20 protein-coding genes are annotated in these 21,738 nt (G+C 27.4%); 1 reads left to right on the forward strand and 19 read right to left on the reverse strand.

Features of this window, described 5'->3' with window-relative positions; translation table 11 throughout:
* Positions 1-229 precede the first annotated feature (229 nt).
* Positions 230-1,144 carry a nucleotidyltransferase family protein gene (locus DW911_RS09680; RefSeq protein ID WP_118433887.1) on the forward strand — a complete coding sequence of 305 codons (915 nt, stop codon included), beginning with the start codon at positions 230-232 and terminating at the stop codon, positions 1,142-1,144.
* Positions 1,145-1,158: 14 nt separating this feature from the next.
* Here DW911_RS09680 and DW911_RS09685 read toward each other — a convergent pair whose 3' ends face one another.
* The 19 genes from DW911_RS09685 to DW911_RS09770 all read right to left on the reverse strand — a co-directional run bounded on the left by DW911_RS09685 (position 1,159) and on the right by DW911_RS09770 (position 21,735).
* Entirely contained in the window at positions 1,159-1,560 is a 402-nt protein-coding gene (locus DW911_RS09685) for a GtrA family protein (RefSeq protein ID WP_118433885.1), read from the reverse strand.
* Between the two features lie 12 nt (positions 1,561-1,572).
* Entirely contained in the window at positions 1,573-3,153 is a 1,581-nt protein-coding gene (locus tag DW911_RS09690) for a hypothetical protein (RefSeq protein ID WP_118433883.1), read from the reverse strand.
* Positions 3,154-3,165: 12 nt separating this feature from the next.
* Complete coding sequence (locus tag DW911_RS09695) at positions 3,166-4,506, reverse strand: glycosyltransferase family 39 protein (RefSeq protein WP_118433881.1); 1,341 nt, start codon at positions 4,504-4,506, stop codon at positions 3,166-3,168.
* Positions 4,496-5,452 (reverse strand): glycosyltransferase family 2 protein, encoded by a 957-nt coding sequence (locus DW911_RS09700; protein ID WP_118433879.1) that lies wholly within the window; start codon positions 5,450-5,452, stop codon positions 4,496-4,498. Before DW911_RS09700 ends, DW911_RS09695 begins: the two co-directional genes overlap by 11 nt.
* 59 nt (positions 5,453-5,511) lie before the next feature.
* Complete coding sequence (locus DW911_RS09705; RefSeq protein WP_118607755.1) at positions 5,512-6,207, reverse strand: hypothetical protein; 696 nt, start codon at positions 6,205-6,207, stop codon at positions 5,512-5,514.
* A gap of 68 nt (positions 6,208-6,275) precedes the next feature.
* A complete protein-coding gene (cps2T, locus tag DW911_RS09710; RefSeq protein WP_118433875.1) occupies positions 6,276-7,433 on the reverse strand; it encodes a beta 1-4 rhamnosyltransferase Cps2T in 1,158 nt (385 codons plus the stop codon).
* 2 nt (positions 7,434-7,435) lie between these two features.
* Positions 7,436-8,269, reverse strand: coding sequence for a glycosyltransferase family 2 protein (locus DW911_RS09715; RefSeq protein ID WP_118607756.1), 834 nt, complete (start codon positions 8,267-8,269; stop codon positions 7,436-7,438).
* 13 nt (positions 8,270-8,282) lie between these two features.
* Positions 8,283-9,365: a glycosyltransferase family 4 protein gene (locus tag DW911_RS09720; RefSeq protein WP_118607757.1), complete on the reverse strand. Its 1,083-nt coding sequence runs from the start codon at positions 9,363-9,365 to the stop codon at positions 8,283-8,285.
* Between the two features lie 9 nt (positions 9,366-9,374).
* A complete protein-coding gene (locus tag DW911_RS09725) occupies positions 9,375-10,334 on the reverse strand; it encodes a glycosyltransferase (protein WP_118607758.1) in 960 nt (319 codons plus the stop codon).
* Between the two features lie 89 nt (positions 10,335-10,423).
* Complete coding sequence (rfbD, locus tag DW911_RS09730) at positions 10,424-11,314, reverse strand: dTDP-4-dehydrorhamnose reductase (RefSeq protein ID WP_118433867.1); 891 nt, start codon at positions 11,312-11,314, stop codon at positions 10,424-10,426.
* Positions 11,315-11,346: 32 nt separating this feature from the next.
* Entirely contained in the window at positions 11,347-13,530 is a 2,184-nt protein-coding gene (locus tag DW911_RS09735; RefSeq protein ID WP_233543068.1) for a glycosyltransferase family 2 protein, read from the reverse strand.
* Positions 13,531-13,542: 12 nt separating this feature from the next.
* Complete coding sequence (locus DW911_RS09740; protein ID WP_118433865.1) at positions 13,543-14,316, reverse strand: ABC transporter permease; 774 nt, start codon at positions 14,314-14,316, stop codon at positions 13,543-13,545.
* Between the two features lie 12 nt (positions 14,317-14,328).
* A complete protein-coding gene (locus tag DW911_RS09745) occupies positions 14,329-15,462 on the reverse strand; it encodes an ABC transporter ATP-binding protein (protein ID WP_118433863.1) in 1,134 nt (377 codons plus the stop codon).
* A gap of 211 nt (positions 15,463-15,673) precedes the next feature.
* Entirely contained in the window at positions 15,674-17,635 is a 1,962-nt protein-coding gene (locus tag DW911_RS09750; protein ID WP_118433861.1) for a DUF6077 domain-containing protein, read from the reverse strand.
* Between the two features lie 402 nt (positions 17,636-18,037).
* The gene (locus tag DW911_RS10930) at positions 18,038-18,190 is read right to left on the reverse strand and encodes a hypothetical protein (protein ID WP_158575444.1); all 153 of its coding nucleotides are present in this window, start codon (positions 18,188-18,190) and stop codon (positions 18,038-18,040) included.
* A gap of 417 nt (positions 18,191-18,607) precedes the next feature.
* A complete protein-coding gene (locus tag DW911_RS09755) occupies positions 18,608-19,516 on the reverse strand; it encodes an NAD-dependent epimerase/dehydratase family protein (protein WP_118433858.1) in 909 nt (302 codons plus the stop codon).
* Between the two features lie 27 nt (positions 19,517-19,543).
* On the reverse strand, positions 19,544-20,476 hold the full coding sequence (locus tag DW911_RS09760) for a glycosyltransferase (RefSeq protein ID WP_118433856.1): 933 nt from the start codon (positions 20,474-20,476) through the stop codon (positions 19,544-19,546).
* A gap of 1 nt (position 20,477) precedes the next feature.
* Complete coding sequence (locus tag DW911_RS09765; RefSeq protein ID WP_118433854.1) at positions 20,478-21,368, reverse strand: beta-1,6-N-acetylglucosaminyltransferase; 891 nt, start codon at positions 21,366-21,368, stop codon at positions 20,478-20,480.
* Positions 21,369-21,396: 28 nt separating this feature from the next.
* Entirely contained in the window at positions 21,397-21,735 is a 339-nt protein-coding gene (locus tag DW911_RS09770; protein ID WP_118433852.1) for a DUF2304 domain-containing protein, read from the reverse strand.
* Between the last annotated feature and the right edge of the window lie 3 nt (positions 21,736-21,738).

The following is a 21,738-nucleotide window of genomic DNA, read 5'->3' on the forward strand; positions in this document are numbered from 1 at the left end:
TTTCGAGTGCTCGTTTATACTACCATCTTTTCTCTTGTTTGTCTACTCTTTTTTCCCCTTTTTTTATCCTTTTCTTTTACCTTTTTTCCTTCTATTTTAAAAAAACCTCTTTTTATCATTGTTTTTTTAAAATCACAACAATCTAATTTTTTTATCCAATCTTTAAACAAATTAGACAATACTCTCTACTTATTATATAATAATATTATATTATTATTTGGAGGTACATATGAAAGATGTTACATTAGTCATTATGGCTGCTGGTATTGGTAGCCGTTTTGGTAAAGGTATTAAACAACTCACTCCAGTAGGTCCTCATGGTGAAATTATTATGGACTATTCCATATATGATGCTATGCAAGCTGGATTTAATAAAGTTGTCTTTGTTATTAGAAAGGACTTAAAAGAAGAATTTGATCGTGTGATTGGTTCTAGAATTAAGCAAGTTATTAAAGTTGAATATGCTTATCAAGAATTATCAAATATTCCTGAGGCTTATCAAAGCCAATTTAAAGAAAGAACAAAACCTTGGGGAACTGGACAAGCTATCTTATGTTGTAAAGATTTAATTCATGAACCCTTTTTAGTTATTAATGCAGACGACTATTATGGACAAAACGCCTTTAAAGAGGCTTATCAATATTTAACTCAAGAACATTCATCAAATAAAGAAGATATTGCAATGGTTAGTTTTATCTTAAAAAATACATTAAGTGATAATGGTGGGGTTACCCGTGGACTATGCCATGTAGACCAAAATCATTATTTAACAGATATTGTTGAAACTCATAATATTGAAAAAGGTGATGGCTATGCCTTTGTTAGAAACGATGATCATGAAGACAAGATTGATTGGAATAGTTTTGTTTCTATGAATATGTGGGCATTCCAACCAACTATTTTTAAAATTTTAAATCAAGAATTTGATCAATTCTTAAAAAATGTTCCGGTTACTGATTTAAAACAAGAATTCTTATTACCTACCATTGTAGGAGATCTACTTAAAAATGATCGAGCTACTGTTAAAGTTTTAAGTTCTCCTGATAATTGGTTTGGTGTAACTTATCAAGAAGACAAACAAATCGTCATTGATAGTATTAAAGAACTTGTTGAAAACCATACATATCCAAAACATCTATATTAAACACAAAAGCAACTCTATTTCGAGTTGCTTTTAAAAACGACCAATTTACTTAAAACATAATTTAAAACAATAACAATGACATTAACAACAACTTTAGAAATCATATCATTTAAAAGATGATAATTCACAAGTGCCCACATGAGTGTCATATCTAAAACCCCAGTCGCGAGTCTTGATCCAAAAAATGAAATCATTTCTTTAATAACATTTTCATTATGACTATTAAATACATATTTTCTGTTTGTTATATAAGCAAATAAAACAGATAAAACCCAAGCCAAAGCATTAGAAATAAGATAATGGATATCTAGTAACTCTGCACTTATGTAATAAACAACGATATTGACTACTGTTGTTAGAACACCAAATATTAAATATAATAATATTTCTTTATTTTTATATATCAGTTCTTTCATAAAAACTCCTTATTACACAAATAAATTAATGATAAAGACAATCACTATTATAAATAGTATAAACTTTATTGTGTCCATATCCTTCAATATTTCTAATTTTCTTTTTATTCCTCTGGCAACCCTTACTTTTAATAATTGATCAATCATTTCGTTGGTCATATCCATGAGACCTTTTGCACAATAAGGCATTAATAAAACAAAATAAGTAATGGTATATTGTGATTTAGCTTCCCAAAATAAGTGAAATAGAAAACCACCAATAAATATCGTCGGTAACAACAAACGATGTAATTTCATATGGCGACCGGTAAAGTAAATATAGGCTAATGTCCCTAACAAGACTACTGATTCAAACACATTGAATATTTGATACCATAATTCACTTTGAATATAAAAACTACTATGTCTGGTAACCCAAGTACCTTGAAAATCAGGGTTACACCACTGAGATACCGTTTTACGATATAAAAAGTTAATAAATTTTCCAGAATTAGATAAATAATCACTCAATGTATTGGATAAATCTGTTTTGGCCCTTTCGTTAGCTAGTTCATAGTTTCCATTGGCATTTTCATAGACACTCCAATTGTAACCATTAAACCATCCAGGCATTTCCGGCGTGTCTTGTAATCCCATTTCTACATAAGCAATCATGGGAATTCCCTTTCCTAATTCTATATCCGTCATATTTTTAATAATTGTATTAGGAATAAGGGAAGACGCAAAATAAGCCGGTACAAATAAAATTAATAGTATAATGGATTGATAACGTTTATTTAAAACGATATCAAAAATGATAAAAATCAACATCGCAACAAATACAATCAAATAATTTGATTTAAACATCATCGCAAAAATAATACTTATAATAGCCGATAAAATATATCTAATTTTACCTGATTCAAAATATTCATAACCTGATAAAATCGCAAGCAATGAAAAAGCTAAACCAAAAATATTTCCATAAACAAAAGCGATATAAAAGGTTAATGGAAAAAACAGAACCAACAAAAATAAAGTCCAGTTTTTTAGTTCCTCATTTCTAAAACTAATTGTTGATATTTGGCACAAGCAATAATAACTAATTAATAAACCAAAAATATTTAATACTTGAAAAGCCTGATAATTGTTATCACCAAAAAGAAATGACAGATAATAAAGAATAACAACAATTCCTGCTTGATTAGAACATTTCCCAACATATCCAGTAGGTGTAAAATAACTGTAATTGCCATTTTTCAATCCTGCAGCTGCTTCTAAAATACTTTGTTGATCTGCAACAGGAACAAAATTAATAGTAAATATCATAAAAATACCAACAATCAATAAAATTAAACTTACTATTAAAAATATTTTATTAAAATAATACGTATCCTGTGTCTTATATTTCTTTCTAATAAAATATAAAACAATAACAATAAAGATAAACCAGCCAATCAACCAGAATGGTCGATCAGCTACAATTGTTGTATGCTCATCCCAACTTAAATAGGCATTAGTAAAAAGACTTAATAATGTAAGAAGTAATATAATAACAGTAAAAAAGCCTAATACAACATTTTTACCAAATTTCTTTAGTTTTGAATCAAACATATATTCACCTTCTTATATAATAGAGTTCATATTTTCTAAACATAATCTTATATATTTTTCATAACAAAGTCCAAAGAATATAATATACGCTATGATGATTGTTAAAATAGAATAATTATATTTAATAAAATTCTTTGTTTCTAATACATTGGCTATGTATTCGTAACCTATACTGATAAATAAGGCTAATGGCACAAGTATTGACATAATGTAACGACCTTGTGGTTGATAGTCGATAGAATAAGAGTATTTAATTGATAATACTATAGGAATTAACATACATAAAATTAAGCATATAATGAAATAAGGTTTCAACTTAAATTTTAATTGATAATTATTCTTCAATCCAATAACTGTTGATCCTAGACCAAGTATACTCAATAATACATAACCAACAAATAGAATATTGCTGATAATATACTTCATATAGCCAGAAGCACAAACAAAACTTTTAGCTGTATCAATAAACCAATTTGTGTGAAGAAGCATCGAAACAACACCAATACCTTGATGCTCATATGTCATTCTTTTTGATAACTGATAACCATCTTGAGCATATTTTTCACCACATTCATACATTGAATTCATTCCTAGAAAATCACCATGATGAATCATGGCATTTCTAATAAAGAACCAACCGCCAATAATAAATGCTGATAATGCAATAATCATTCCTCTAACAAAAAAGGTCTTTAAATCAAATCCAGCTTGATAACAACTTATACAATAAACAAAAATACTACATAAAATAAAGCCATAAGCATTATAGTAAGTTAAAGCACATAGACCGATAGACACTCCTAAAAAGACACAATAAAAATATTGCCAATTTGTTTTAATTCCTTTAATCCATGCATAAACAATCAATGCTGTTGTCATCACTGAAAATGAATCATTATTTAAATAAAGTGATAAATAGAAAAATTGTGGTAATAAAGTCACAATAATGGAAAAAAGATAAATCGTGATCTTTTTATTAAAGATTTCTTCACCTATTTTACAACATATAAAAAATGTGATAGAACCCGCTAAAACACTTGTTAATCTAGCAGCCACTAATAAATAACTTGCATTATGAGTAAACAACATTACTATTTTCATAAATAAAACACTTATTAATGAAGGTAAATAGGGTGTAAAGCCATATGAAAATCCCCATATGGCATTCAATATTTCTTTTTCATTTCCATTAGGTAATGTTCCATGATTTACAATATATTGGGGAATGCTATATCTCATATATTCATCAGGAGCCTGAGACATCACTAACCTTGTTGAACAAATAAACATCAAGATAAAAATAAGAATTGTCCCTATTAAATACCCTTTGTTATTCTTTATATTATTTTTCATTGATAACCTCTTTTTTATTAATATTTGTATCCTTCACGATATAAACCGGTCTTTTCTTTGTTTCTAAATAAGTCTTTGATAAGTATTGCCCTAATATTCCTGTACAGAATATTTGAATTCCTCCAATAAGCGTAATAATACATACAAGTGATGGCCATCCACTTGTTGGATCATTAAATATCAATGTCCTTACTATAATAAAAATGATAAAAATAAGAGCGATAAATAACATCAACATACCAAGTAATGATGCTATCGCTAAAGGTGCTGTAGAAAAAGCAACAATTCCTTCAATGCTATATAAAAGTAGTTTCCAAAAAGACCATTTTGTTTCTCCGGCTACCCTTTCTACATTTTCAAACTCTATCCATTTTGTTTTAAATCCTACCCAGCCAAATAAACCTTTACTAAAACGATTATATTCTTTTAACTCTAATAGTGCATTGACAAACTGTCTTGTCATTAAGCGATAATCTCGTGCTCCATCCATAAGTTCAGTATCTGATATTTTATTCATCATTTTATAAAAGAGTCTGGCAAAAAAAGAACGGATTGGTGGTTCTCCTTTTCTGGTTACTCTTCTCGTTGCCGCACTATCATAACCTTCTTCTTTAATAGCGCGATACATTTCGGGTAAGAGTCTTGGCGGATCTTGTAAATCAGCATCCATCAAGCAAACATAATCTCCTGTACTGTTTTCAAAACCGGCATACATGGCTGCTTCTTTACCAAAATTACGTGAAAATGATATGTATTTTACTCTTTGATCTTTTTGAGCAAGTATTTGCATGATTTCTAATGTTCTATCTTTTGAACCATCATTGACCAATAATAGTTCAAAATCAACTTCTTTCATTTCATTCATGACTCTACTCATTTCATCATAATAGTAATTTAATGCTTCTTCTTCATTATAACACGGTACAATAACTGTTATTTTTTCCATTTAGTACAACCTCCCATCTATATATCAAAAAACTAAACTTATTAAGTTTAGTTTTGACTCTATTTATTTGGATATTCGATACTAAATCCTCTAAAGATACCAGATCTGTTTTCATTACAACAATCTAGCATATTTTTATAACCAGCATCATCATTATAAATAAATCTTCCATCTGTTTCTTGTTCAGGTTCCCCTACAAGACGTCTTACTTTTGTGTATGCCATTTTGCCATCTAGAGGTACTGTCCCATTTTTTGTAACTACTTCTACATTTTTTAATGTTTTATCAAATTCATTTTCTGATAAAGGATCATACTTTACTTCTAAAAATGTAACAGAAGCTTCAGATACTTTAATTGTTTTTTTAGTAGGATTTTTATAACGTAAATACATATGGGCAACATCACCGTTATCTAATTCAACATTTAGATAGGCAACCATTGAAGATATCCCTTCTTTAGGTAAATCAACTTCACTTGGATCTTGACCTGTACTATTTAATGTTACTGTCCCAATTTGTTTTAAATAATTTACATATTCACCTACTGTTTCAGGAATCGCAATTTTATGGTCATCAATTGTAAAGTATGAAATTAAGCCATTTGATTCTTCAAAATCATCTACTGTTTTAATTTTGATACCATCATCTGATGGGGATACTTTACTAGAAGAACTAGAACTATCATCTTTACTGCATCCTGTAAGCCCGACTACCATCATCAAAACCATCATGACAGTCATAATTTTCTTTAACATATATTTTCCTCCATGAATATAACTACATAATTACTCTACTTTATTACTATATAACAATTTACCTTTATCTACAATTCTTTTTTATTTAAGAATAATTGTTCATAATCACTGACAATTTTATGCCAACTATAAGCTTCTTGAATTCTTTTTTTAGATTTTTCTCCTAATTCATCAATATAACCTTGTTGAAAACCATCGACATGCTCTATTAATTGACTTAAGCTTCCTGCTTCTTTTCCCCAGTAAACACATGAATCTAAGCCAACTTCTTGGTTAAATCCAACATTTAATAATAAATTCAATTTAGTTGAACCTAATGCCTCTAATAAAGATGGGTTTGTTCCTCCTACTTCATGACCATGTAAATAACCATAAGCATGATGTCTTACTGTTTTTAATAATTCATCATCATAGATTGTTCCCACAAATTTAATTCTTTTGTCATTTTCAAAATGATATTTATTTTTTAAGACATGATATAACTTATTATCTTGGTATCCTGTAACAATAACTAAATCCTTAGTCGTATTTGTTTTCATGAATTCTTTAATCATTGTTTCATAGTTATTTTCTGGAACAAATCGACCTACGATAAGATAATATTCATTTCTTCTTACGTCGTGTTCTTGAGCCCATTTATCAAACTTTTCTTCATTAGTTTGATCTACTACATCTGCACCATAAGCGATATATGTTGTTTGAGGATGATATTTTTTGTAATCCTCTTGAATATACTTCTCTATATTTTTTGAGTCACAGATGACATAATCTGCATGTTTAATCATTAACCTTTCTGATAGTTTCCAATATCTTCTAATAAACCAATTCCATTTAGCTCTTTTAAATTCATGTCCATCAGGATTAACAAAAACTTGTATGTTTTTTTGATGAAATAATTTGACATACTTATTTAAAAATGGACCAATACGACAAGCAAGAATATAAACAATAGCGTCATCAATTTGATGATCTTGTACGTATTGATAAATCTGTTTTAAAGCTGCAATATCATAATAGACTGCTTTAGCTGGTCCAATTTGTGGCACTTGAACTTTAAAACAACGTGCATTGTTATATTCAAATTCTTCATTTTTATCACTTAAACATGCAACATGATATTTAATATCTTCACTTATTTTGTTTTTGGTCAGATTTTCGACAAAGGTTTCAAACCCACCATAATTAGCAGGTATCCCCTTACTTCCTATAATAAATATATTTTTCATTTTTACATACCCTTCCAGAACAATTGATATAATGTGTTGTATAAAAATAAATCTAGGTTTTTTAATGAAGGAATGAATTTCCCTTGTTTTTTCATCATGTATTTATATTCAATCGTTCTTTTTAATAAATTTACGTTTACATTTTGACAATGATTTTTTAATAGTTTTAACATTTCTGTATTTGATGCATGAACCTGATCAATGCTACCCGATACATTTTCACCTGTATAACTGTGCGTATAGAGTACATCATGATTTACGACAAATTTACATTTTTGATCAATCATAAGTAACCATAACATATAATCATCTGCCGAATTAACAGTCATAATATTTTCTTTCCAAAAAGATGGAATACTTTCTTTTTTAATAAGGCATTGACCTGGAGAAACTATTAAGTCTCTTACTTTAATAAAGCCTATTTGTTTTTTTAAATAGTTTTGTGAGCGTTCATTCTTGTATATAAGACATTTTCCTGTAGATGATTCCATCACTCCGTTAGCGATACATAAATCACCATCTTGAATATGTTCTAACTGACTTTTAATAAAGTCATCTGTTATTTTATCATCTTGATCTAAAAATAAGATATATTGTCCCTTAGCTTGTTTTAAACCATGAACCCGTGATTGATGTATGCCTACGTTCTTTTCATTATTACAAAGATGAATATTTAAATCATCATGATTTATTTGAATTATATCATCAGGATAATCATTAACAAAAATAACTTCTAGTTCTTTTTGTGATAATTCTTTATTCTTTTGAATTGTTTGTAATAATGGCTCTATATATTTTTGTCCTTTATATAAAGGAATGATAATAGATACATCCATGTAATCCCTCTTTCTAAACTTCTTCAAATATTTCTATTAATGTTTTAGAAATATGATTGACATCATATTCTTTGGCTGTTTGATAAGCTTGATTTTTTATTTGATCTAATTGAGTTTGATTTAAAGAAAGAATAAATTCTATTTTATCTTTTAAATCTTTTCCATCTCTTGGAACAAAGAAAAAACCATTTTGTTTATCTTTAATATAGCTTGTAGGTCCTGCCATATTCGATGCAATAACAATACTTTTACATGCCATAGCCTCTAATCCTACTAATCCTAAACTATCACTTTTTCGATATGTTGGAAAACAAAAAATATCAATAGCACTATAAAAAGTAGCTAAATCTTTTTGAGTTTGCATTGGATATTTTTTTATAAGTGAATCTAAGTTATATTTAGAGATAAGCTGATTAGCCATTTCTTGTTCTTCACCTACACCAACCATACAGAATTGATACTTTTCTTTGTGTTCTAATTGATTGATTGCTTCAATAAAGACTTCCCAACCTTTTCTTTTTTCATATCTTCCAATATAACCAATACATATTTTATCTGGATCTAAACCTATTTTTTCTTTTGCATTTTCTATATGTTGAAAGATATCAAAATTAATACCTCCTGATGGAAAGACTTTGACTTTTGATGAAGCCATTTGATAATCTTCCATCATGATATTTTTAAAATAAGATGATGGTGTAATACATAAGTCAATCATTGGTATCACTTCTTTAACTAAAGGAATAAATTTTTCATCATGCTTGTCTTCCGGTACGACATCATTACCATGAACGTTAACCACCACTTTTATATTAGGTTTCATCTTTTTAATGATTTTTACCAATAAAGCACAATGAGAAATGTAATGAGCATATAAGATATCATAGTATCCAAATAAAGCAAAAAGGATACTCTTTAAATAAAATACTGTATAACCCCATAATTTACCCAATTTTGAATCTTTCTTTTTAAGTGCTGATACACTAACCTTGTATCCATTGTTTTCTAAAATATGAGCTGTATTTCTAACAAAAACACCATAATGTTTATATTTCTTTGATGGATACATATTTGAAATAATGAGTATTTTTTTCATATTTACCTCTTATTTAATTACATTCATCAGATCACCCATAAATGTTTTAAAGTGACCATATATTTTGTATTTTCCTGTTATATAATATTTAACTAATGCCAGTGCTTTCTTATTTTCCATAGCCTTAATTCTATAAGATAAATAATCTTGGTAACCCAGACAATATTCTTTTTGTTTTCTATCTAAGTCTAGGGTTAATGCAAATGCTACATTATTTACCTGTTTTTTAGTTTGTTCAATTCTTTGATTAACACGTTTCTTTTTCTCTTCAAGATAACTATCATCAGTAATATTACTTAAGCCAATGGTATTATGATTATGAATACGATAATCAATCAATGGTAAGTCTAAATAATAACATCCATCTTTAATTGAAGAAATCATATTGAGTTCCCAATCATGAGGTAATAACCCGGTTGTTTTTTCTAAATAAATATTAATGACTTCTCTTTTAATTGCCATCGTACACCCTTGTGAAAAATTCATTTCCAATAAACTGCTTAACGGCATAGGTGTTAATATATCTTTTACTTCTTGAAATAAAAGATTATTATTTGATCTTCCCTTTATTTTATCAACCTTAAAACATTTTCCATCTTGATCCATAAAATTAAAAGAAGAAGCTAAAGTAAGAACTTCTTGATGCATATATCCAACCATTGTTTCTATTTTATCAAGGCGCCAACGATCATCTTGATCACATAAAAAAACAATATCACCGGTTGATATTTCTAACCCTTTTTTAAAGTTTGCACGATATCCTAAATTCTTATCATTTTTTATTATTTTCCATTTATCTAATTGATAACGATTTATATATTGTTCTATCAAATCATAACTTGAATCTGATGAACAATCATCTATAATGATGGCTTCATCAATTTGATATGATTGATTTTTCAATGAATCTAATTGTTCTTTTAAAAAATGTACACCATTATATACGGCCATAACTACAGAAATTTTCATAATCTTACCTTCCTATAACAAACACAGTATAACATATACGGCAATAGAAAGAAATATAAAGCAAAACACAGCCAAATGGCTGTGTTGTTTTAATATTCAATTTCTTTTAAATAACGACTTAAAGCATCTTGCCATGTAGGTAATGGTTTAAAGCCATTTTTTACCAATTTAGATTTATCTAAACGACTATTAAAAGGTCTTGCTGCTTTAGATAAACCATATTCTTCTGTTGTAACTGGTAGAACTTCCGTTGTATATCCTGCTTGTTTAAAGATTTCTACCGTGAAATCATACCATGAAATATAACCACCTTCATTAGTTGCATGATAATAACCATATTGATCACTTTCTGCCATATCAACTAATAATCTAGCTAAATCATAAGTATAAGTAGGTGTTCCTATTTGATCGCAAACAACTTTTACTTGTGGATATTTCTTTCCTACATTTAACATGGTTTTAATGAAGTTTTTACCATTAATACCAAATACCCAAGCAATACGTACAATAAAGTATTTATCTAAATTATGAGCGACTGCTAGTTCACCATCTAATTTTGTTTGACCATATACATTTAATGGTGCATAATCTTTACAATCTGGATCCCATGGTTGATCTCCTTGACCATTAAATACATAATCAGTAGAAATATAAATCATTTTACAATCTAATTTTTTACAAACCAATGCAATATTTTCTGTACCTTTGGTATTAACTGCTTTTACCTTTTCTACTTTATCATCATCTTCAGCTAAATCAACAGCTGTCCATGCTGCACAGTGAACAACAACATCTGGTTTCACTGACATCAACACTGATTCAACAGCTTCTTGATCAGTAATATCTAATTGAACATAATGACTAAAATGGTCATTACTTTCAGTGATATCACTACCAATAGCTTCATATCCTCTTTTATTGAGTTCGTTCATGACGTCATAGCCTAATTGACCATTGACCCCTGTTACTAATACTTTCATTATTTTACCTCCAAATGTGTAAATTTATTATATTAATCTTTATCCAAAACAAAAGCTTTCTTTAAACTTAAATTAGGATTATAGAAACGATCATTATAAAGCATATAACCCCATTTATCTTTAATGTAGTCATGTTCTTGAACAAAGCGACGATATTTAGCACTATTTGTATCTACCGTATCATCACCTCTTGATTTAGATTCATGATGATATAATTCTACATGATTTAAACAAATATTGTAGTAGCCCTTATCTAATAACTTAAGATTAAAATCAACATCATTAAAAGCAACTTGTAATTGTTCTTCTAAACCATTGACTTCTAAATATTTTTCTTTAGACACCATTAAACATGCCGCTGTTACAGCACTATAGTTGAATGGAACTGATAATCTACCATAGAACCCAACATCATCTCTAGGGTTATCAATAAAGCAGTGTTGCGCAATACCCCCAATACCTAAAATAATACCTGCATGTTGTACTGTATTATCTGGATATAATAATTTTGTTCCTACTGCACCAATATGGGGTTGCATGGCATACCCCACCATAATTTGTAGCCAGTTAGGTGTAATAATTTCAGTATCATTGTTTAATAAGACTATATATTCACCTTTAGCCTCATGTACTGCTTGGTTATTAATTTTAGAGTAATTAAATTCATAATTTGCATCAATGACTCTAAAGTTATCATATTTTTCTTTATATTTATTGAATAAGTCAAATGTTTCTTTCTTTTCACTATTATTATTCATTAAAATAACTTCATAATTCTTATATGTTGTTTTTTCAAACAATGATTTTAAACATTGTTCTGTTACATCAGCATAATCTTTAGTAGGAATAACAATAGAAATCATTGGTTCAGCTTTATATAAATATTCTACTAAATAGTAAGGTACACGGGGATGAACAGTAACTTTAGCGTTAATATTTCTTCTTTTTAATGAATCTTCAACTGCCATTCTTCCTTTTTCTACAGCATATCCTTTACTATCTATTGTTGCTGCCGTAGAGCCTTCAATCATTCGCCAATGATATAAAATCTTTGGTATATGATAGACACGATCAGCTGTTGTTTTTTCTAAAAAACGAAGAAAGATATCATAATCTTGTGCTCCTTCATACCCGACTCTAAAACCACCAATCTCATCAACAATTGATTTTCTCATGATTTCAAAGTGACATAGATAATTACTTCCTAATAGAGAATCTGGTGCATAATCTGATTTAAAATGAGGGTCTCTTCTTAATCCTTCCATATCCATTTTATCTTCATCAGTGTAGATAAAATCAAGTTCTTTATTCTTATTTAATACAGCTACACATTCAGCTAACGCATTTCTGGCAAGTAAATCATCATTATCCATTAATCCTACAAATTCACCACTTGCTATATTTAATGCATCATTGGTTGCTCTAGAAATATGTCCATTTTCTATACGATGATGAACTTTGATTCTAGTATCTTTCTTTTCATATTCATTTAAAGTATCTATTGTTTCTTGTAAAGTAGAACAATCATTTGATAAACAAATTTCAAAGTTTTGATATGTTTGATTAAGAATAGAATCTAAACATTCTGATAAATATTTCCTTTCTACGTTATAAACAGGAATAACAATGGAAATTAATGGATTGTAATCAAATACTGGATGTTCTTCAAATTTTTCTTCATGTTTTTCTAACCATAATAGATATTCTTTTTGATTTAAGAAATTATAAACATCTAAGAATTTATTCTTTGTCTTTTTATTTTCTTTAATACGTCGTTTACTTTGTTTTAAACGATTTAGTGTTAAAACAAAATGATATTCTTTAGCAATATATTTCACTTCTTTACCAACAGCATAAAAATTGACTTTAAATTTATTATTTGTTTCTTTTGTTTTTCTTACTGATTTTTGTAATAAAGTTCTTATCTTTGATTTTACTCTTTTAAAGAATGTATTTTTTCTGGTACAAATCAGTTCTCTTTTTTCATCATGTAATAAATACACTTTAACTACTGAATCATCTTTATTTAAAGATAAAGTTAATTCATAGTTATCTGAGGCTAAATCAGGTAAAAAATGAGCTTCTTTTATTTTACCGTCTACTTCAACTTCTAATGAATAATCTTTTAAGGAACAATTTCCCCTCATAATAAATGTTGGATTAACAAGTCCATGAACCTGTGCATCCCTTACATTAATATAATCTAACTTTTTCATACGTTCCTCTCCCTAGATTTCTTCAGCAAATCCTTTTTCTAATTTTCTAAAAATAAACATACCTAATGCAAATAGCACTAATGCCATCACGATCATATAAATAATACTAGATAATTCAGGTAATGTATGATACATAAAGAAATCACGATATGCACTCACAATATGAGTAAATGGATTAACATATAGTACCCATCTTAATACTTTTGGAAATATTTCTGCTGGGTATAAAATTGGTGTTGCATAAAACAATAAGTTAATAATGAATTGAATAATGTATTCAGTATCTTGAATATAAACATTGATTGCACTTAATCCTAGTACCATTCCAGCAGTAATAACAAATTGAATTAATGCTACAAAAGGCACTAATAAAATATGCCAACTTAATCCTAAACCTCCAAATACACAGAAGATGATGATAATTAAACAAGCTATAAAGAAATTAACTAACCCACTTAATGTAGCTGAAATAGGTAATATTTCTCTAGGAAAGTATACTTTTTTAATGACACCTGCATTATTTTTAATGCTTCCCATTCCTAGCCCCATTACAGTGGTAAAGAAATTCCATGGGATAACCCCACAAATTAGGTATTGTAAGTAGTGATCTGTTTTAATTCTCATGATATATGGAAAAACAATGGCATAAACAGCAACCATCAATAAAGGATTTAAAAATGACCATAAAACTCCTAAAAATGAACCTTTATATTTTCCTCTAATATCCTTTTTTACATTTGTTTTTAATAATTCACGATAGTCATATAAGTTTTTAAATAATTTCATTTCTTTTTTCTCCTATATGATATTAATCTTTAAATCTTTTTCAGATATTATTTTATCTTTTTCATCTAATAATTGAACAACAATAGCGTGTTCACCTAATTCCATATGACTAACATCTACAAAATAATCAAATCCACATTCATCTTCATTCGTTCCATATCCACCATATTTTTCTTGATATGCCATTAAAACATCACTACGATTGATTTGCCTCATTTCTGTAATTTCCTGATCGTCTACTGTTACTTTTAAACGATCATGTAAACAATCACTTAAAGACCAACCTGAAATCGTAAATTGCTTCACTTCTTTTTTAATTTCAGCAAAAGATTGTGGTATATCAACAACAACAATACCATGATATGTATCTAATGGTTTTTGATATTTCTTCTTTGCTTCTTCTTTATGATCTAATTTAACTTGTTTTAAGTATTCATCAATGACATATGTTGGATCACCGTCTAATCTAAATTCACCTTTATAAATCCAAACTGCCCTTGTACATAAATCTTTTACTGTATCCAAACTATGAGAAACAATAACAATTGTTTTTTCACTGTCTCTTAATTCTTTCAATTTATCAAAACATTTATCTTGAAAATGTTGATCCCCTACAGCTAAGATTTCATCAATTAATAAGATTTCTGCATCTACATTAATAGCGATAGAAAACGCTAATCGCATATACATTCCTGAAGAATATGTTCTTACAGGATTATCAATAAATTCTCCAAGTTCCGAAAACTCAATAATATCATCTACTCTTTTTTCTATTTCTGCTTTAGTTAATCCAAATACTGCTGCATTAAAGTAAATATTTTCTCTTCCTGTAAAATCTTGATGAAAACCTGCACCTAATTCAAGTAATGATGTCAGTTTCCCTTGAGTTTCAATTGTTCCTTTATTAGGATAGATGATTTTTGTCATCAGTTTTAATAGTGTTGATTTACCACTACCATTTGTTCCAATTAGACAAACTGTTTCACCTTTTTTTATATCTAAATTTATATCTTTTAATACTGTGTGTACTTCTTTATTACTTTTTCCAAAAGATAATAATCTTTCTTTTAAAGTATGAGCTTTATCGTATTCTACTTTAAAATACTTCGTCATATTTCTGACTTCTATAGCATTCTCTTTATTCATAAGACCTCCGCTAATTTTCCTAGATATAATCATTATAATTATATCTTATAACATTACAAATATATATCACATAAATATCTATTTGTCCAACAATTCATAAACCATACTCATAGTCCATTTTATCATATCTCTCTTTTTTAGATAGCTATTTATAAAAAAAAATAGGAATTCATACATGAATTCCTAATCTAATAAAATAATTTTTCTCTTTTTATATGTGAATAACTGCATATTTTTTTGTTTTATGCACTATTGTGTATCCTAATTCTTTTAATTCTATTGCTTGTTTCTTAGAAAACGTAAGTAGGTAGGATCCTTTGTAATAAGAAAATGCTGATTTTGCTTCTTGATAAGAAATATTTTTATTCAAATAATCGTTTATTAGTGTGCGGTATTGCAAACCTATTGCATCTAGAGACGTTGAACGTTCAATTTGAATTCTATTACTTGATAAATAAAATCCTAATTGATAAGTAATTCGTCCGTTATATGTAAAACTTTCAGGAGCAAGCAAAGTATAATTACCATATGGTAATCGATTAAAATAACTGCCAACATCATTAAAAATATCTAACATTAGATTATCATATTTTGTAATTTGACCAAAGTCATATCCATCGCTGTTTAGTCCACATCCTAAAAAACTAATCGATTTAATTTCTTTATAATTATTATGTATAACACATAAATTTCCAGCAATTGCCAATGAGGCAAATGATAAAACAAGTGATTTAAATTTTATGACATCAAATGCCTTAACTATCATCAAACCTACAAGCAATACAATCATAAACTGTACAGACGAATAAAAACGCAAAATTACAAAGAAAAATTTAAATGATGTTACACATAGTAATTCATTAAAATAATTAGAGCATACAATTGCTACAAGCATACAAGTAATAATAGATAAATATTTCCCATACTTTGAATTTACCGTTAAAAGCAGTGATACCAAAATTATAAATTTACTAAAACGCATAATCGAATCAACCGTCAAATAGTAGCAGTAAAAAGGGTATAACTCTGAATTAAAATAATTATAATTATCTACAGATAAAAAAGGAGAATGATCTAATTTTTTTGTTATCAATAATCCAAATATAAAACAAAACAACAAAAATACATTTAATATGACTGACTTGATCTTTTTTTGTTTGATAGATAAATACGTATTATAGGCAAATTTTAAAATAAACAATATAAAAAACATTACTACAAATATTGGCGCAAATATTGATGAAAAAGACATCATTGTACAAGATATCATAAAAATAAAAATCGTATTCTTAATAGTTATTCTATTTTCAATTAATGGAATTGTAATTATACATAATATCGGAATTGACAAAACTCTTACTACTGATCCACCATACCAAACCGCATTTTGAAATTGCCACAAATCATAAGATCTGATGGTAATAAAATTAGAATTTAGCATTAAATAACCATGATTAATTAAAAAAACAAAAAATGGCAAAAGCGCATATTGCGCATTCTTTTTAGAAATTAAATTAGATAGTTGTTTAATTGAAATAGTAAATAAAATATAATTATGAATAACCATCGATACTTTACATAAATATATGGGATTTATATGAAACATAGACGAGAAAGCCGCGTACGTTATTTCATATGTGTTTACAATCCTTGTCATATCTGTCCATGAAACAAGTTTCCCGGTAAAGAAATCCTCATTTAATAGAGCGGGTGTAGAGATAGAATTCACTACTTTACCAATATAAAATGTATCATCATAATCAAACTCATAAAGTGCCATAACATTGGATACAGAAAATACTGTGAACAAAGTCACAAAAACATAGAGAACCCAATTATTTTTTAAGTGATTGAGTATTCTCTCTTTAGAAAAATGATTTTTGACAAACAGTTTAAAACCTTCAAAATTTTTATATTTCTTATACAATAAAAAAGCAAAAGATAAAACAACTATAAAAGTGAATGTATAAAAGAAAATATACCAATTTAATTTAAAATATTGACAAGGTAAACCAATAATAAATGAAATAAAAAATGTAGTAATAAATCCACAAATAACACTCACTATTGTTGATTTAATCTTAATTTCAAATATATTTGAAATAGTATCTCCTAAAATCCAATAATAGAAGAATATTGTTAATAAAAATACAACTGTTAAAATATGATTCATAAGTCCCTCCGATTGTTGTTAATTATAAAGCATTTATTTGTGCCATAAAAAAGGATTTTTATGGTACAAATAAATAATATAGACGGCATAGTTGCTCCTTTTAGAAGAAATAAAATATAATTTTCCTTTTCCAATTCATTAATCGCATCATTAAATTTTTTATTAGCTTTTACGTATCTTTTAGATTTTCTTTCGTTATACTTTTTCTCAACATACATTTATGCATTTTCAATATTGTCTACTTTTTTCAGTATATGCTTTTGTTATAAATAAAGCATATAAAAATTACTTTAATAAGTTGTTGCGAGGTATACCATCACTTGTCATTCGATATTTTAATACTGTAACATCCAAATTTGAAACTTTATATCATTTCAGTATAATCCTCACATAATGGAATATTCAGCCTTCTAATTCTTCAAGCAACTCTTTTTTTGCCAAACATTTGTTATATTTTATTACTCTTTTTATTTTGACATACTCTGCTGGAATCGACTTAATCGAATAAAGAATATTACCGTTTTCATCAAGCATTTGTGTTTTTGCACCAATCAAGTCATAGTTGCCTGCTTTCAAGTAATTTAGTTGTTCCTCAATTCGACTTACTCTTGAACGTCCTTTCTACAAATTTAATCACAATTAGCTAATTTAGCCCTCTATTTAACGAGTATGTTAGTCCTAAATTTTTAGAATTTATGTAAAATTTTATTCTATTATCCTTCATATAATACCCATTAATAGTATGTTTATGTATATCATTATCAGGATTATCTAAATTAATTATAAATTCAGAATTGATTCTGTTGACTGTCTTAAATATATTTTATCTTCTTTACAAGGTATTCCTCTTATATATTCTATCATAATAACCCTTTCCATAAAAAATACATACATAAATTATTGTCGATTATATCAAGCAATTATTAATACGTCAAATTCACATTAATAAATTTAAAATCAATTATCTTGTGTTTAATTATGCTCTTTTAAAAATTTTAAATATTCTACAAGTCCCTCTTTAAAATTCTTTATTTTCATTGGATGTATTGATTTGATTCTTTCATTATCTAATATCACTTTTTTAACATCAACACTCCTTGCTTCTTTATATATAACCTGTGGATTAAGACCTATAGCTTTTAATGTTTCTATTACATTATTTAAAGATATTCCCTCATTACTACTTAAATTAAACACCTCAAGTTCACCATTATAAGTAATTAAAGAACATATCATTTCGCAAACATCATCTATGTAAACGTAGTCTCTAATTACTTCTCCATTTCCCCATATTTCTATTGGTTCATTTTTGATTGATTTTTTTATTGCAGCATCTACAAAACCAACACCTTTATTATAGTCCTGTCCCGGTCCATAAGGATTTGAAATACGCGCAATTAATATATTAGAGTGTAATTGTTGCCTATTAAATGTTTTTATTACACTTTCAATGCACAATTTTACTGAGCCATAATGATTAATGGGCGCAGTAATTGCATCTTCTTGAATCGGTTGCTTTTCTTGAACACCGTATATCGTACCACCTGATGATAAAAAAATAACTTTAATATTTCTTTTAATACACATATCAAATAATTTTACACTTTGAACAAAGTCTCGTGAGTATCCTTGTAAATATCTCTCATTTGAATTCCCAGGATTAATAGTACTTAGAGAATGAATAACTATATCTATATTTTCTAGTGACTTTTCTAGCTCTTGATCATCGAAAAAATCACCTACAATATAATTAATCTTTTTATTTTTTTTATCTGGATATTGAATATCAAAGGAAAATACATTATAACCACATTTACATAAACAAATACATAGATTTCTCCCAATGAATCCATTTCCACCTATAATGAGTATATTTTTCATAATATTAATCCTTCTTTCATTTGTAAATTATCTACTAGCAGAATTAATTTGTACCATAAAAAATCTATATATTTTTTTCAAAAATGTAAGTGATACAAATGGTATAGAAATACCCTTCAAAATGAATAAAATATAATTTCTTTTTTCCAATTGATTAATTGCGTCATTAAATATTTTATTTGCTTTTGAATATCTTGTTGCTTTCTTTACATTATTATTTTTGTCAACGTATTTTTTTGCTTTTTCTATATTTGCAACATGTCCATTCGAATAGGCATTTGTAATAAATTCTGCATACAAAAATTGTTCTAATAAATTATTTCTTGATAAACTATTATTTGTCATTCGATATTGCAAAACTGTTTCATTTAAATTTGATACCTTGTATCCTTTTAAAATTGCTCTTAACGTAAAATCATAATCCTCACATAAAGGAATATTCCTATAGCCATCTAATTCAATAAATAATTCTTTTTTTCCTATCCATGTTGGATGAGCTAAACATTGATTATACTTGATTATCTTCTTTATCTTATTAAAATCTGTCGGAATACTTTTGATAGAATAAATTGGCTTATCATTTTCATCAATCATTTGTGTTATTCCGCCTATCAAATCATAATTATTTTGAATTAAATATAACAACTGTTTTTCTATACGATCATACTTTGATATATCATCTGCATCCATACGACAAATAAATTCACCTGTAGCGTACTTTATTCCTTTATTAAGAGAAGCCGTTAATCCCATATTTTGCTCATTTACAAAGAATCTGATCCTATCATCATTGTTTGCATACTCATTTATTATTCTTTTGTGTTCCTTATTTTGGGGATTATCTAGTATAATTATATATTCAAAATCCTCATATGATTGGTTTAAAATTGATTCAATTGCCTTTCTTAAAAATATTTCTTGTTCTTTATATGTAGACATAATTACTGAAATTTTAGGCATATTAGTCTCCTCTTTTTATTCTTAATTTTTTATAAAAATAGTCTATAATACTATTATCAACATTCTCATCAAATTTTCTTCCTAAATACTTATTTTTTTCATTTTCTAATATAATTATGTCTTCTTTGGTAAGTGTTTTAGGATGATTGACCTGACCTTCCCAATTTGTGTATGTAAGAGAATGATGAGAAGATTTGTTATTAAAGGATGTCATCATAAAAATTGTTTGAAAAAAAGATTCATCAGGGACAAGCGAATTTTTATAGTAGTTCACATACTCTGGATGTTTACTAATAATAGTATACATTTCTAAAACAGCATTGTATTGTAGCGTCCACCACTGACTACCAAACGCAAAGGGCAAATTATAATTTTGCTTTCTCTTAAAAAATACCTTAGTCATTCCTCCTGTTATTATTATGTAAGCAAATTTAAGTAAGATAATTAACTTGTTTCTACTTATCATCCATTGTGGATAATACACTTCCACCCTTTTTCTATACTTATAGTAGTTAGAATTAGTTTCATCTAATATTTCTATAAAATTTTGGCCTTTATTATTATCTAAAAAACTTTTTAATTCTTGAATATCTTTTATTATGAAGTCTTGACCGCTTATCAAATAAACATAATCATATACTTTTTTAGAATTAACCATTGTCTTGATAAGTTGTATTGTAGCATTGACCATACTTACTGATCCCCACTTAATATCAACCCTATCAGCGTCATCGACATAGATGATATTTGGATAAACCTGAATATCTTTTTTTATATTACTTTTTTTATCCAAGTGTATATACACGTCAATATCACTATCTTGTAGACATTCTAATAATTTATTAATTTGTTGCGGTGATTTATGTGCTAGCATTAAAAACGCAATTTTCATTTTCTTAAAATCCTCCACTTGTCATTATTTACTTTTTATTTTTCTTTTCTTCTAAAGCTATATAGTGATTCAAGTTTTTTATTTTTTCATTTAAAATTGAAATTTTTACTGTTTGTGTAAATACAATAATTAATAAAAAAAACATTATTAAGGCGAATACAAAATTTGAAGTGCTAATAAATCCTAAGCTTCTTGCAATTCGATCGATAAAAGGTAAAAATAAACTCATTATAATAAGTAATATTGATAACAAAATCCAAATAACTGAATCTTGAATGTCTAGTTGTGATTTGCGTATTTTATTAATAACAAAAATAAAAGTTATAATTGAAGTTATAATTAAAATAATCTGTAATGTTAATGTCATGTT

The organism is Erysipelatoclostridium sp. AM42-17 (assembly GCF_003480255.1).
GTDB lineage: Bacteria > Bacillota_I > Bacilli_A > Erysipelotrichales > Coprobacillaceae > Faecalibacillus.

Coding starts and splice junctions, on each gene's coding strand:
- DW911_RS09680 (WP_118433887.1), top strand. CDS start 230: ATGAAAGATGTTACATTAGTCATTATGGCTGCTGGTATTGGTAGCCGT.
- DW911_RS09685 (WP_118433885.1), bottom strand. CDS start 1,560: ATGAAAGAACTGATATATAAAAATAAAGAAATATTATTATATTTAATA.
- DW911_RS09690 (WP_118433883.1), bottom strand. CDS start 3,153: ATGTTTGATTCAAAACTAAAGAAATTTGGTAAAAATGTTGTATTAGGC.
- DW911_RS09695 (WP_118433881.1), bottom strand. CDS start 4,506: ATGAAAAATAATATAAAGAATAACAAAGGGTATTTAATAGGGACAATT.
- DW911_RS09700 (WP_118433879.1), bottom strand. CDS start 5,452: ATGGAAAAAATAACAGTTATTGTACCGTGTTATAATGAAGAAGAAGCA.
- DW911_RS09705 (WP_118607755.1), bottom strand. CDS start 6,207: ATGTTAAAGAAAATTATGACTGTCATGATGGTTTTGATGATGGTAGTC.
- cps2T (WP_118433875.1), bottom strand. CDS start 7,433: ATGAAAAATATATTTATTATAGGAAGTAAGGGGATACCTGCTAATTAT.
- DW911_RS09715 (WP_118607756.1), bottom strand. CDS start 8,269: ATGGATGTATCTATTATCATTCCTTTATATAAAGGACAAAAATATATA.
- DW911_RS09720 (WP_118607757.1), bottom strand. CDS start 9,365: ATGAAAAAAATACTCATTATTTCAAATATGTATCCATCAAAGAAATAT.
- DW911_RS09725 (WP_118607758.1), bottom strand. CDS start 10,334: ATGAAAATTTCTGTAGTTATGGCCGTATATAATGGTGTACATTTTTTA.
- rfbD (WP_118433867.1), bottom strand. CDS start 11,314: ATGAAAGTATTAGTAACAGGGGTCAATGGTCAATTAGGCTATGACGTC.
- DW911_RS09735 (WP_233543068.1), bottom strand. CDS start 13,530: ATGAAAAAGTTAGATTATATTAATGTAAGGGATGCACAGGTTCATGGA.
- DW911_RS09740 (WP_118433865.1), bottom strand. CDS start 14,316: ATGAAATTATTTAAAAACTTATATGACTATCGTGAATTATTAAAAACA.
- DW911_RS09745 (WP_118433863.1), bottom strand. CDS start 15,462: ATGAATAAAGAGAATGCTATAGAAGTCAGAAATATGACGAAGTATTTT.
- DW911_RS09750 (WP_118433861.1), bottom strand. CDS start 17,635: ATGAATCATATTTTAACAGTTGTATTTTTATTAACAATATTCTTCTAT.
- DW911_RS09755 (WP_118433858.1), bottom strand. CDS start 19,516: ATGAAAAATATACTCATTATAGGTGGAAATGGATTCATTGGGAGAAAT.
- DW911_RS09760 (WP_118433856.1), bottom strand. CDS start 20,476: ATGCCTAAAATTTCAGTAATTATGTCTACATATAAAGAACAAGAAATA.
- DW911_RS09765 (WP_118433854.1), bottom strand. CDS start 21,368: ATGAAAATTGCGTTTTTAATGCTAGCACATAAATCACCGCAACAAATT.
- DW911_RS09770 (WP_118433852.1), bottom strand. CDS start 21,735: ATGACATTAACATTACAGATTATTTTAATTATAACTTCAATTATAACT.